At 38.7% G+C, this 12,425-nt stretch carries 12 protein-coding genes and 1 tRNA gene; 3 read left to right on the top strand and 10 right to left on the bottom strand.

The window, feature by feature from the left end:
- Nucleotides 1–98 precede the first annotated feature (98 nt).
- Genes lysA through argH form a run of 3 tightly spaced genes read right to left on the bottom strand, consistent with a single transcriptional unit; the run spans nucleotide 99 to nucleotide 3,014 of the window.
- Nucleotides 99–1,373 (bottom strand): diaminopimelate decarboxylase, encoded by a 1,275-nt coding sequence (lysA, locus tag ACFIKY_RS07465; RefSeq protein ID WP_375635318.1) that lies wholly within the window; start codon nucleotides 1,371–1,373, stop codon nucleotides 99–101.
- A 9-nt stretch (nucleotides 1,374–1,382) separates the two neighbouring features.
- Entirely contained in the window at nucleotides 1,383–1,562 is a 180-nt protein-coding gene (locus ACFIKY_RS07460) for an LPS translocon maturation chaperone LptM (RefSeq protein WP_375635319.1), read from the bottom strand.
- A 51-nt stretch (nucleotides 1,563–1,613) separates the two neighbouring features.
- Nucleotides 1,614–3,014, bottom strand: coding sequence for an argininosuccinate lyase (argH, locus tag ACFIKY_RS07455; RefSeq protein ID WP_375661609.1), 1,401 nt, complete (start codon nucleotides 3,012–3,014; stop codon nucleotides 1,614–1,616).
- A gap of 32 nt (nucleotides 3,015–3,046) precedes the next feature.
- Here argH and ACFIKY_RS07450 point away from each other — a divergent pair, with 32 nt between their 5' ends.
- The gene (locus ACFIKY_RS07450) at nucleotides 3,047–3,742 is read left to right on the top strand and encodes a TlpA disulfide reductase family protein (protein WP_375635321.1); all 696 of its coding nucleotides are present in this window, start codon (nucleotides 3,047–3,049) and stop codon (nucleotides 3,740–3,742) included.
- Nucleotide 3,743: 1 nt separating this feature from the next.
- On the opposite strand, the gene ACFIKY_RS07445 is transcribed toward ACFIKY_RS07450, so the two are convergent.
- The 3 genes from ACFIKY_RS07445 to ACFIKY_RS07435 form a co-directional block, all read right to left on the bottom strand.
- A complete protein-coding gene (locus ACFIKY_RS07445; protein WP_375661619.1) occupies nucleotides 3,744–4,220 on the bottom strand; it encodes a YaiI/YqxD family protein in 477 nt (158 codons plus the stop codon).
- A 31-nt stretch (nucleotides 4,221–4,251) separates the two neighbouring features.
- Nucleotides 4,252–5,106 (bottom strand): YihY/virulence factor BrkB family protein, encoded by an 855-nt coding sequence (locus ACFIKY_RS07440; protein ID WP_375635322.1) that lies wholly within the window; start codon nucleotides 5,104–5,106, stop codon nucleotides 4,252–4,254.
- Between the two features lie 410 nt (nucleotides 5,107–5,516).
- The gene (locus ACFIKY_RS07435) at nucleotides 5,517–6,446 is read right to left on the bottom strand and encodes a prephenate/arogenate dehydrogenase family protein (RefSeq protein WP_375635323.1); all 930 of its coding nucleotides are present in this window, start codon (nucleotides 6,444–6,446) and stop codon (nucleotides 5,517–5,519) included.
- Nucleotides 6,447–7,706: 1,260 nt separating this feature from the next.
- Between ACFIKY_RS07435 and ACFIKY_RS07430 the strand changes: the two genes are divergently transcribed.
- Entirely contained in the window at nucleotides 7,707–7,853 is a 147-nt protein-coding gene (locus ACFIKY_RS07430) for a hypothetical protein (protein WP_375635324.1), read from the top strand.
- A 375-nt stretch (nucleotides 7,854–8,228) separates the two neighbouring features.
- On the opposite strand, the gene holA is transcribed toward ACFIKY_RS07430, so the two are convergent.
- The 4 genes from holA to ACFIKY_RS07410 are packed head-to-tail and all read right to left on the bottom strand — an operon-like array spanning nucleotide 8,229 to nucleotide 11,993.
- Nucleotides 8,229–9,269 (bottom strand): DNA polymerase III subunit delta, encoded by a 1,041-nt coding sequence (holA, locus tag ACFIKY_RS07425; protein WP_375635325.1) that lies wholly within the window; start codon nucleotides 9,267–9,269, stop codon nucleotides 8,229–8,231.
- A 4-nt stretch (nucleotides 9,270–9,273) separates the two neighbouring features.
- On the bottom strand, nucleotides 9,274–10,068 hold the full coding sequence (locus ACFIKY_RS07420; protein WP_015857078.1) for an ABC transporter ATP-binding protein: 795 nt from the start codon (nucleotides 10,066–10,068) through the stop codon (nucleotides 9,274–9,276).
- Nucleotides 10,061–10,957, bottom strand: coding sequence for an ABC transporter permease (locus ACFIKY_RS07415; protein WP_375635326.1), 897 nt, complete (start codon nucleotides 10,955–10,957; stop codon nucleotides 10,061–10,063). The genes ACFIKY_RS07420 and ACFIKY_RS07415 overlap by 8 nt, the downstream gene beginning before the upstream one ends.
- Before the next feature lie 58 nt (nucleotides 10,958–11,015).
- On the bottom strand, nucleotides 11,016–11,993 hold the full coding sequence (locus ACFIKY_RS07410; RefSeq protein ID WP_375635327.1) for an ABC transporter substrate-binding protein: 978 nt from the start codon (nucleotides 11,991–11,993) through the stop codon (nucleotides 11,016–11,018).
- Between the two features lie 185 nt (nucleotides 11,994–12,178).
- Between ACFIKY_RS07410 and ACFIKY_RS07405 the strand changes: the two genes are divergently transcribed.
- Nucleotides 12,179–12,253, top strand: a tRNA-Gly gene (locus ACFIKY_RS07405).
- The last annotated feature ends 172 nt before the right edge of the window (nucleotides 12,254–12,425 follow it).

The following is a 12,425-nucleotide window of genomic DNA, read 5'->3' as shown; positions in this document are numbered from 1 at the left end:
TTTTATCGTGGTGCATTAAGATCATAAACCCCATACAAGACAATTTCTAGAAAATAAATTGTTTCATCAAAGTTTAGTAAAAATAAGACCAAAAACACTTAAGAATTCTCAACCCAATCAGGAATATGATCACATCCCATCAATTGAGCATAATCAAGACGTGGACGAATAACCGCATAACACGTATCTTGAACGAGAACTTCTGGGACCAAAAGTCGGCTATTATAAGTACTCGCCATCACAGCACCATAAGCTCCAGCTTGCGTAATTGCTAAAAGATCACCGGGTGCCAAAATCGGCAAGTAACGATCTAATGCTAAATAATCGCCAGTCTCACAAACAGAACCAACAATATCTGCACGAATAAGGGGAGCGTCTTTTGCTGCTTTTTTCACAAGGACGACATTTTGCCAAGCATCATAAAGCGTTGGACGCATCAGATCATTCATCGCCGCATCTACAATAACAAAATTCCGCCCTTGTCCCCTTTTTAAATAGAGAACAGATGTCATCAGTACACCAGCTTGACCCACAATGCTCCGCCCCGGCTCCACAACAATATTAATCCCTAAAGGAGCAATATATTTCTTTACCAGCGCAGCATAATCAAAAGGAGAAGGTACAGTATGTTGTTCACAACCATAGGCAATACCAAGCCCACCACCGATATCTATATGCGTTATTGCATAGCCATCGCTCCACAATTGACGCACACAATCTGCAATAAGAAGGAATGCCTCTTCAAATGGCTTTAAGTCACAAATCTGACTGCCAATATGCATATCAATACCGCAAACCTGCAATCCAGGTAAAGAGTCCGCTTTTTTATAAGCCTCTCTTGCCAACAACAATGGAATACCAAATTTATTTTCAGATTTTCCTGTTGTAATTTTCTTATGGGTCTTCGCATCAACATCTGGATTAATGCGCAATGAAACACGTGCTATCTTTGAAAGCGCAACAGCACGTTGAGATAACTGTTCAAGTTCCGGCTCTGATTCAACGTTAAAACAATAAATATCCTGAGCAAGAGCAAAATCTATCTCTCTCATGGTTTTACCAACACCAGAATAAACAATACGATGTGCCGGAATACCAACAGCAAGGGCGCGCCGTAATTCCCCTTCTGAAACCACATCAGCTCCCGCTCCATTGTTCGCTAAAAGCCGTAAAACTGCTTGATTAGAATTGGCTTTAACCGCATAAGCAAGCAGACTAGGCATCCCTTGAAATGCCTTTTTATAGTCTTTAAAACGTGTAACCAATGCATTGGCGGAATAACAATAAAAAGGAGTCCCCACCTCCTGCGCAAGAACAGCAAGTGAACAACCCTCAGCATGAAGCATACCTTGATGGTAAGAGAAAAAATCCACACTTTCCTCCTACTTTATCAAACGATCAAGAATAAAAGGTTTATCACCTTCACTTTGAGTAACAGATGTTCCTTGCACAGACTTTTCCACACTTGTAAGAGGCATTTCCAATGACCCTTTACGCCCACACCCAGCGACACAAACGCCTCCTAAAAGGACAATCATTAACCCCTTTAATATAATTTTCATCTGTCCTCTTTCCTCATCTCGATCTCTTTTTTACCTTTAAAATACAATCACTCAAGCGCTCACAAGACGCTTTTTCCAATACGTAATTTGCCGAAGAACCTCTGAAGGTGCTGTTCCCCCAAAGCTTTTGCGACTTTCAACAGATTTTTCAACGGTCAAAACATCAAAAAGTATCGCATTGATATTAGGACAAATTGCTTGAAGTTCATCCAATGATAAATCCTGAAGGCGACACTGTTTTTTTTCTGCTAATGCCACAGCACGCCCTGTAATATGATGTGCTTCGCGAAAAGGAATCCCTGATTCGCGTACAAGCCAATCAGCAAAATCGGTTGCAGTTGCATAGCCAGAATCAGCGGCTTTTTTCATAGCTTCTTTATTAACTTTCAAATCAGCAATCATCCCTGTCATTGCTGCTAGTGATAATTCCAAACTCAAAGCCCCATCAAAGACATATTCCTTATCTTCTTGCATATCCTTCGAATAAGCAAGGGGTAACCCTTTCATCACCGTTAACAGCCCCATTAATGCGCCATTCAACCGTCCTACTTTAGCCCGCACAAGTTCGGCAGCATCAGGATTTCGCTTTTGCGGCATGATAGACGAACCAGTTGAAAAAGCATCTGATAAACGAATAAAATAAAACTGTTCACTTGACCAAAGAATTATTTCTTCTGCTAAACGTGAAAGATGTGTTGCACAAAGAGCGCCAGCGCTTAAAAATTCCAATGCAAAATCACGATCTGAAACACTATCAATCGAATTGCGTGTTGGTTCTCGAAAGCCTAGCGCTTTTGCTGTCATAAAACGGTCAATTGGAAAGCCTGTCCCTGCTAAAGCAGCCGCCCCTAAAGGCGATTCATTCATTCGCTCAAGAGCATCACGCATCCGCGATAAATCTCGACCAAACATTTCAACATAAGCCATCATATAATGGCCAAATGTTACCGGTTGTGCTGATTGTAAATGCGTAAAGCCTGGCATAAAGGTATCAACATGTTGTTCTGCTCGAATAAGCAATTGCTCTATCAATCCTTTTAAAGCTTGTGCTATCTTTTGCGTTGCTTCACGCACCCACAAGCGAAAATCAACAGCAACTTGATCATTGCGTGAACGCGCCGTATGCAAACGCCCTGCTACAGGACCAATCAATTCGCTCAGCCGCGCTTCAATATTCATATGAATATCTTCAAGCTTTCGTGAAAAAACAAATTTACCGTCTTCAATTTCTTGGCGAATAAGTTTCAAACCATGAACAATTTTTTTATAATCTGATTGTGAAATGATTTTCGTTTGCGCTAACATAGCCGCATGAGAAAGGGAACCTTCAATATCTTGTCGATAAAGTTTTTGATCAAAATCAATTGAGGCATTAATTTCTTCCATAATTGCAGAAGGACCTGCCGCGAACCGACCACTCCACATTTGGTTCTTTAACTTCTCATCTGTCATATTCTGAAAACACCCATACAAAGGACAAAATTATGATTTCTCAAATTTTCACCAGCGAAAAAAACAATAAAAAAAGGCAATTCTCCCTTGCATTCTTTATCATTGCATTGAGTTTATACGCAACCACAAACTACGATAACAAAAGAGAGTCTTTCCTTTTCAATTTCATTTCAGCAGCAAAAGCACAAAAAATAAACATTGATAAAACACGAGAAGAAAAAATGATGGCAATCCGAAAAGCAGCAAAAGGCTTTTTTAGCCACATACGATTTGCTGATACGCCCTCAGATATGAAGAAACTCTCTTTCAAGGATATTCAAGGAAAAGAGCACACACTCAGCGAATTTATTGGAAAACCGATGCTGATCAATCTATGGGCTATTTGGTGTGCACCTTGCCGCACAGAAATGCCCGAACTTGCGCAATTAAAACACGAATTAGGTGGAGAAAACTTTGATGTCATAGCTATTAATATCGATAAAACTGCTTCTCCTGAAAAAATTCAGCAATTTTTACAGAATATTCATGCGAATAATTTGCTTTACTATCGCGATGAAACAATGGATATTTTCAACAATGTTAGAAAACAGGGGCTTGCTTTAGGACTCCCCATTACATTTCTCATCGATAAAGAGGGATATCTCATTGCTTCCTTCAATGGTGCAGCTCCATGGGCCAATGACGATGCCAAAGCACTTATAAAAGCTGTTATAAAAGAAGCCCTATAACCTAATAACCGCGTCTTTTTAAACGTTGTATAACGAGATCCAGTGCTGATAAAAAAGCAGAACGGTCTTTACGACAAAAAGGACGGAGACCACCCGTTATACTGCCCTGTCCCCGCAAATCTTCCATCAAATTGCGCATCGCCAAAGCCTGACCAATTGAATTTACATCAAAAATACGCCCCGTTGGCGAAAGACAAAAAACCCCAGCTTGCACAACCCGTGCTGCTAAAGGAATATCACTGGTAATAACAATACTTGCCTCATGCACATGTTCTACGATCCAATCATCAGCACCATTGAATTCACCAGCAACGACCACTCTTTCAATGAGTGCTTCATCCGGAAGGGACAAAAAACGATTTGCCACAACAAATGTCTTAAGCTGATAACGATTCATCACACGATAAACTTCATCTTTTACAGGACAAGCATCCGCATCAATCAACAAAGTGATAGCAGGCTTTATTGGGATATTCATACCTTGGCTTTCACGCAATAGTTAGGTTCTTTCATTCATCTGAATGTTGCAAATGCTTGCGATAAAACATTATCGCCGCGTTTATTTCTCCTCCCAAAATAAAAATTGCACTCAATATGTAAAGAAAAATAATAGCAACCATAATAGATGCTAACCCTGCATAGGTAGAAATATAATCAAACATTGTTAAATATTGAGCAAAAGCAATTGAAGCCATAAACCATACAAACATTGTCAGTACAATTCCTGGTAAAATATCTATAAACTTCCGCCGCTCTGCTGGTAGCCATTTATGAACAATCAAAAGGCTTACAAAGAGAACAACCGCTGCGATTATGTAACGCCATAGACGAATGATACCGATATATTCTGTAATGAAAAAAGAATGATTTTGCATAATCTTGATCAGCAGAGGTGTTAAAATCAACAAAACGCTGATCACAATAAGACCAACAGCTCCAAGAATCACAAAAAACAAACTTTGAAAACGACAAAACAACAAGCTACGCCGATCAACAACACGATAAGCTCTATTTAAAGCTGTACGTAATGCCTCTATCCCATTAGAGGCAAAATAAGCCGCTCCAATGACAGAAACTGTCAACACTCCTCCCCGCTGTATGGTTAAAACATTGATAATTTCCTGAGATAAAGGCTCTGCAATGACATCTGGTAATAACTGCACAAGTGCTTTGATTTTTTGCGGTGTATATGTAAAAGCACCAAGAAAACTGGCAAGAGAAGTTCCAAAAATAAAAAAAGGGAAAAATGCTAAAAGCCCAGAGAGCGCGACATGGCTTGCAAAAGCACTCCCATTATCACGCCAATAATGGCTTACTGCGTCAACAAGGATACGATAGCTATACCAAAAGATATTTCTTAACAAATCTCAATACTTTCTGGTAAAACTCTTCCTCTGTCTATTTCAAGCTTTATAAAAATCATCAAAACCCTGCAAACAAACATTTCCCAATGTTGCAATATAAAGGGCAATAATCAATACGGTCAAGCCTGACTTTATACTAAAACAAAAACAACAACCCACTATATGAAATTCTACAACGACTTCATTTTTTTGTCTCTTCTATAGATCCGTAACCTCTTCTGTACATCATATGCCCTATAGATAGTTAAGCACGATAATCTTGCGCACATAAAACCTTTTGAAGTCACGGTTATCTGTATCGAAGCAATCGCCACTCTTTTTTATTGCAATCTATGACTGAATAGAGAGAAAACTTCTTATCAATTTCTAGAAAAAACCAATGAAATTCAACAAAAAACCCTTGCTTTTACTCACCCTTTTTTAGAAACACTCTGACGTCCAAAATCAGGAGCATCAATTTCTTGTCCAGCATCAATAATATTGCGACGTACAGCACGCGTACGTGTAAAAAAGTTAAACAATGTCTCACCATCTCCTAAACGAATTGCCTGCTCTAAAAAAGCAAGCCCCTCACTAAAACGGCTCAACATTTCTAAAATAGCATCCTTATTATGCAAACAAATATCGCGCCACATAACGGGATCAGAAGATGCCAAACGCGTAAAATCACGAAAACCGGAAGCAGAATAAGCAATCACTTCTGAATTTGTCACCTTTTCTAAATCACTCGCTGTCCCAACAGTATTATAAGCAATCAAATGCGGCAAATGCGAAACAATAGCCAAAACAAGATCATGATGTTTAGGTTCCATCTTTTCGACACGCGCACCACAAGCTTCCCAAAACGCTGTCAATTGTGCGACAGCAGCAGCATCACTCTCAGCAAAAGGCGTTAAAATACACCAACGATTCATAAATAAATCAGCGAAACCAGCATCCGGTCCTGAATATTCCGTTCCAGCAATAGGATGCCCTGGAATAAAATGAACCGTTTTTGGCAATAAAGGCGCCATTTCCGCAATAACCAACGCTTTCGTAGAACCAACATCACTCACAATCGCTCCAGGTTTTAAATGATCATGAATATTTTTTGCCACCTCTGCACTCGCCCCAACAGGAACAGAAACAATAACCAAATCCGCTCCTTCAACAGCTTTTGCATTATCTGTCGTATAAAAGTCCCCAAGCTCCAATTCACGCGCTCTTTTCAGGGTTTCTGAACGACGCGTTGCAATAGAAATCTGAGCCGCAAGATTTTTCTTTTTAATCACCCTTGCTAAAGAAGATCCAATCAGACCGATCCCAATGAGCGCTATTTTTTCAAATTGAATATGGGGCATCTTTCACCTTCAAAGATTCTTTGCAAATGGCAATAAAGACAATTGTAAAATCATAATTTTCCGTCTGTTTGTTCAAGAATTATGCGTAAAACATTAAAAAACGACAACTAGAGAATAAAGAATAACGCAGTTTACCAATCATCACCTGCGCAAGCTGACAACAGATCATTTTACCTAGAAAACACATAAAAAATAAATGACGAGAAATCTAACATCACGCTCTAAAACTCCCACTTAATTACTGATCAAAGCACATCACTGAAACAAAATATAAATGCACTCTCAATTATGATAACAACGACTCTACATAAAATCTCATCAGTTTACTTTATCTTACTAATTTACTCATAAAAAAACACATCAAAAGCGTAAGCAGACACCAACTCTTTCCCAATTATCCCGATACATTTATTAATTTGTACATTAGACCTATATAAGAACGTATTACGCCTCCACCTACAACATCAACACAAGTTTTGTGAATATTGAAAACACCGTAAAACAACGCATACAAAAAATACCATTAAAAACATTTTCCTCTCCCAATTCCTGATACCGTAAATCAAACAAATACGAGAAAAACACCCCCTCTCAATAAAGAAAAAGTTTGATAACAAAAACACCAAACATCCCTTTAATGGAATCACAACCCTCACGTAAAATAGAACGCCCCAAACAGAATAGATTTGGATTACAAATTCATGCATTTGTTTTAAAAAGCATCTCGCTCCCCAGCCTATCTCACAACAGTGTTCGTAAATGTTATAACTATAAATCCATTAAGTACGAGCCTCTTTACACTTAATAAAACACTATCATTATATTTGCCTACCCCCCAATGTTGCGAAAATCCTTGGAATTTGAGAGCATTCATTGCTAAGATAATCATCCCTGTATCAAACATAAAAGTCTCCCCATAGGTACTGTCGTTTTCATCATAATCTATCTTGACTTTCTCCTCATCCCACGAAGATTCTTAATTCATACCGATCTGCAAACAATTCATTTTCTTATCTAAAAGATTCCACTGGTTCACTATTTTAAGTGATTCTATTAATCTATAATATATTGATTTATAAATATAATAATTGTTTTTCAATTTGAATCATAACTTCAAATACGGTAAAATTCTTCCATCACAAATCCTCTTATCAATTAAAATCTCTTGTCTGCACGTCACAAGAAGGCATGTGAGAAAAAAATGATGAAAAACGCTCTCTAATGCCAAAAACTGTAGCAAATTAGAGACTAGGCAAATATATGATAGTGCTCTGGCTTGCACTTTTATTAAGCGTAAAGATAGAGATGCTCTATGGATTTTATATTCTTCACGGAGAACTTTACCGTTATACCATTCACAAACGCCGTCGCGAAATAGATATGACGCGCATTGAAAAATATTTCTAAGAAAGCGTATGAATTTACCATACAAGTGTCTTCTGTTGTTTGAGATGCTCTGTTTTGCATGAGGGGTGTTACCCCAATTAAGGCGCTATGAACCAGCCTAATATTCACCACATACTCACACAAAAACACCGAATGCGTAAAATTTTACCTGAGCTCTATATCACGAACCAACAGTGTTTTACGGCACAACAAGATAATAAAACGGTGTAAAAACTGCCTTTCGAAGATAAATAATTTTTCTGAAGAAAAATTTCTATAAAACTTTCAAGCTCTTCAAAACTACAACTAACCTCTACTTGTTAACACAAAAGTTTTAATTGCTGAAAATACCTCTGTGGCGTACTAAAAATAAAAAATCATCATATTTTTAAACTGTTAAGCTGCCATCTGGCGTCGTGCAATAATTGTGAGCCCTAACAAAACTTGACGAATGATAGCTTCACCCAAAAGTGGATTTTTACGACTGTCTAAAACAGCACCCTGAATTCTTTCCATTGCGTAGGAAATCTGTTCTAACTTCCAATATTTTAAAGCTTGTTCAACTGTCTTTTTCCGTTGAAAAAAAATGGGAGGCCGTGCTTGAGAAACCACCGTAAAAGGCGATTTTCCTTCAACCTCTACCTGATAACGCAATAGCTGTAATTGCTGAAAATGCCTTTGTGCTGTACTCAAAATAAAAAAAAGCGCCCCATGCAATGCTGCATGTCGATTAAAATGCACTTCAAAGCCTGATATATCACCTAATAAAAGAGCATCTATGACTTCATCTTGAGAAAGAGCACTGACATCGCTTACAACAGCTTTCACATCTTCAAGAGTAATATGAACATTTGCAGCATAAAGACAAAGCTTTTCTAATTCACCTCGTGATACAAGGCGATCCGCCCCTAAACTTTCATGCAACCATCTACGTGCATCCAAAGAAAGAGTCTTTTTAAACTGCTCTAAAACCTCATCAATCAAACCGTCAAGAGAACGCATATCATCCGCAAAACAGGGCAAAGCCATTGCTTTTGATGACGTTTCAACAGCATTGCGCAACCCTGTTCCTTTTTTTAAGTCCCCTGATTCAATGAGAATAAAACAGGCTTCTGGTGGCTTCTCAATTAAAATTTTCAAGGCAGCAAGAAAACCTTTTTGGTTAGCAGCATTAGAGATCCATATCAAACGATCTCCCCCAAAAAGCGATAACGTACGCGCTTCATTTTCCAAACGTGCGGGATCTTTATCAATTTCAGCAGCATCCAAACGAACTGTCGAAAATGGATCTTCTATTGCTACCTGTGTAAGTTTTGCAAAACATTGTGCACGCTCACAAATAAGACCACGATCTGGCCCATAAATGAGAACAATAGGAAAAGCACGTGAAAAACGCGTTAAAAACTGATCAACTTCATGTGCTTTTTTCTGAGCCACATTATTAATCCATTAACAGTTCATCATCATCAAGAACTTCCCCGCGAACTTTCTGAAACATGCCAATTAAATCATTGACATCCAAGCCCTTACGCTCCTCATGACAGACATCCAAAATCACTTTTCCACCATGCAACATCAAGGTGCGATCGCCATAATCAAGAGCCTGACGCATAGAATGAGTCACCATGATAGTCGTTAGTTTTTTCTCTTCAACGATTTTTTCAGTCAACCGCATCACAAAATCAGCCATTCCAGGATCAAGCGCTGAGGTATGTTCATCAAGCAATAAAACATCCGCATGGGCTAATGTTGCCATCACAAGGCAAACAGCTTGGCGTTGCCCACCTGATAAACTGTCCATAGGATTATGAATATATGCTTCAAGACCAATGCCTAATTGAGCAATTTTTTCTCGAAAAAATTGCCGTTTCTCATGGTTTAAAGCCGAACGCAAACCACGACGACTTCCTCGAAGAGCAGCAAGAGCCAAATTTTCTTCAATTGTTAAAGAACCGCAACTGCCTATCAAAGAATCTTGAAAAACACAAGCAACCTTTCCAGCGCGTTCACTGACTGATTGTCTAGAAACATTTTGCCCATTGATAACCACTTTCCCTGTTGAGGGAAGCGTTGCACCTGCTAAAACACTGAGCAAGGTTGATTTACCAGCGCCATTTGAACCGATAACCGTAACAAAACTACCCTGATCAATTTTAAGGTTAATATCAATCAAAGCCTGTTTTTCCAAAGGTGTTTGCGGTTTAAATGTAACCCCAACATGAGAAAACTCAATCACGTTTACGCCTCCTCCAATAGCGTGGCACAATAAGGGTTAAAATAACCAACAGTGAAGTAATCAACTGAAGATCTGTCGACGTATCAATACCAATTCCATTTGCCTCAAATGCAAATTGCACCGCCACACGATAAAGCACAGACCCCACAATACAGCTGATTATAATCCAAAAAATATTACGCGTACGAAACAAAGTTTCACCGATAATCACAGCTGCCAATCCAAAAACAATTGTTCCAATTCCACCGGTAATATCCGTTGCAATTGCAGTTTGAATATAAAGAGAACCACCAAGTGCAACACAGGCATTTGAAAGCCCCATACCAAAATAAATTAGCGCCGACGTATGAACCCCTTGAGCTGTAGCCATCCGTGGATTAGCTCCCATTGCACGCATAGCAAGACCTATTTCACTTTCCAAAAAACGCCAAATCAAAAACGCTACAACCAGCAATACAGTACCAATGAAAAGAGGACGCACAAAAATATCAGACAAACCAAACAGATTATAAAAGGGCGTTAACGCCGTATCAGCAAGCGCTAAATTAATATTAGATCCTCCCATAATTCCCATAATACGAAGATTAACCGTATAGAGCGCTGACATTGTTAAAATGGAAGCCAAAAGATTCAAAATACCAAAACGCAAATTCAACATAGCTGTTAATAAACCAGCTACCATGCCTGCACAAAAAGCACATGCCATAGCTGTCCATGCATTAAAACCTAAAAGAATCAAGACGCCACAGACACAAGACCCAAGAAGAAATGAGCCATCAACTGTTAAATCAGGAAAGTCCAAAACGCGAAAAGAGAGATAAACCCCTATAGCCACAAACGCATAAATAAGACCCAATTCCACAGCGCCAGAAAACGCAAATATATTCATGTAAAGACAATCCCCATGAAAACTTAACGTATTTTATTGTATCAACATCCTATCAAAGTTATTGAATCACTTTTGTCGCACGATCAATAACTGCCTGCGGAATAACAATCCCCGCTTTTTCTGCTGCTTTCATATCAATTCGAATGTCATTACTAGCCGCCTGCACAACATCAATATCACCAGGCTTTTCACCCTTTAGAATACGCACAACCAATTTCCCAGCTTCAACCCCTACATCATAGAAATTTACGCCCTGCGTCATAAAAGGACCGCGTCCAATAGAATTAGAATCGACAGTAAATACAGGAACATTTGCTTCCTGTGTAACTTTTGCTGCTCCTTCTAAAACAGAAAGAACCGTATTATCAGCGGGAATAAAAATAACATCCACTTTACCAATTAAAGCCCGCGTTGCCGCCTGAACATCAGAAGGTTTTGGTGCCGATGAAGGAATGACTTCAATTCCAACTTTTTTTGCCACATTCTTTAACACCTTAAGTGTTGAAACAGAATTTGCTTCAGAAGCATTATAAAGATAACCGAGTTTTTTCAAATCTGGTTTTACTTCTTGTAAAAGTTTAACACTTTCTGCAACATCTATACGATCAGAACTTCCCGTCATATTACCGCCAGGTTTGGTAAGCGAAGAAACGATTTTAGCTCCAATAGGATCAGAAATCGCAGCAAAGACGATAGGAATTGTTTTTGTCGCGGCAAGCATTGTTTGTGCTGAAGGCGTGGTAATCGCTACAATAACATCAGGTTTATCACCAACAAATTTACGTGCAATTTGCGTTGCTGTTGAAATATTGCCTTGCGCTGATAAAAAGGTAAGTTGAAAATTTTCACCTTGCTTATAGCCATTTTCTGCAAGAACATCTTCCACACCTTTACGAACGGTATCCGCAGCAGGATGGACCATAATCTGTGTAATTGCAACTTTAACGCGTTTAACTTGGTCATCCGCTTTTGCAACACTGTTCATCATAAAAACAGCTGCAATGATAATCCCTAATATTTTTATTCTCTTCAACATTATACTCCACCCCTCTCTATGCAAAATTAAAAAAGGAATAATCTATTACTGAAGAATCTTCTAAAATCAATCTTTATTTCAATTTATTAAAACATGTACAAAATAAATCAAACTAAAATGATATTTTTTTGTTGCAATTCGTAGAAGCCTACGCCATACAGGCAAGATATATATCGAATCGGTCAGCGGGTGTAGCTCAGGGGTAGAGCACAACCTTGCCAAGGTTGGGGTCGTGGGTTCGAATCCCATCGCCCGCTCCATTGAATTTTGTATTTATTCGCTCTTGCGTGTGTAGCTTGCCAGCAGGTTTTGTATATTTTGCCACTAGATTTTGTACCAATTTATTTTTTCTCAATGTAGCTTGCCAGCGGGTTTTGTATATTTTGCCACTAGGTTTTGTACCAATTTATTTTTTCTCAAAGAGTTTTAAAG

It is taken from the genome of Bartonella sp. CR127HXZ (assembly GCF_042194555.1).
Classification (GTDB): domain Bacteria; phylum Pseudomonadota; class Alphaproteobacteria; order Rhizobiales; family Rhizobiaceae; genus Bartonella; species Bartonella grahamii.
This window is presented reverse-complemented; position numbering and strand designations above follow the sequence as displayed.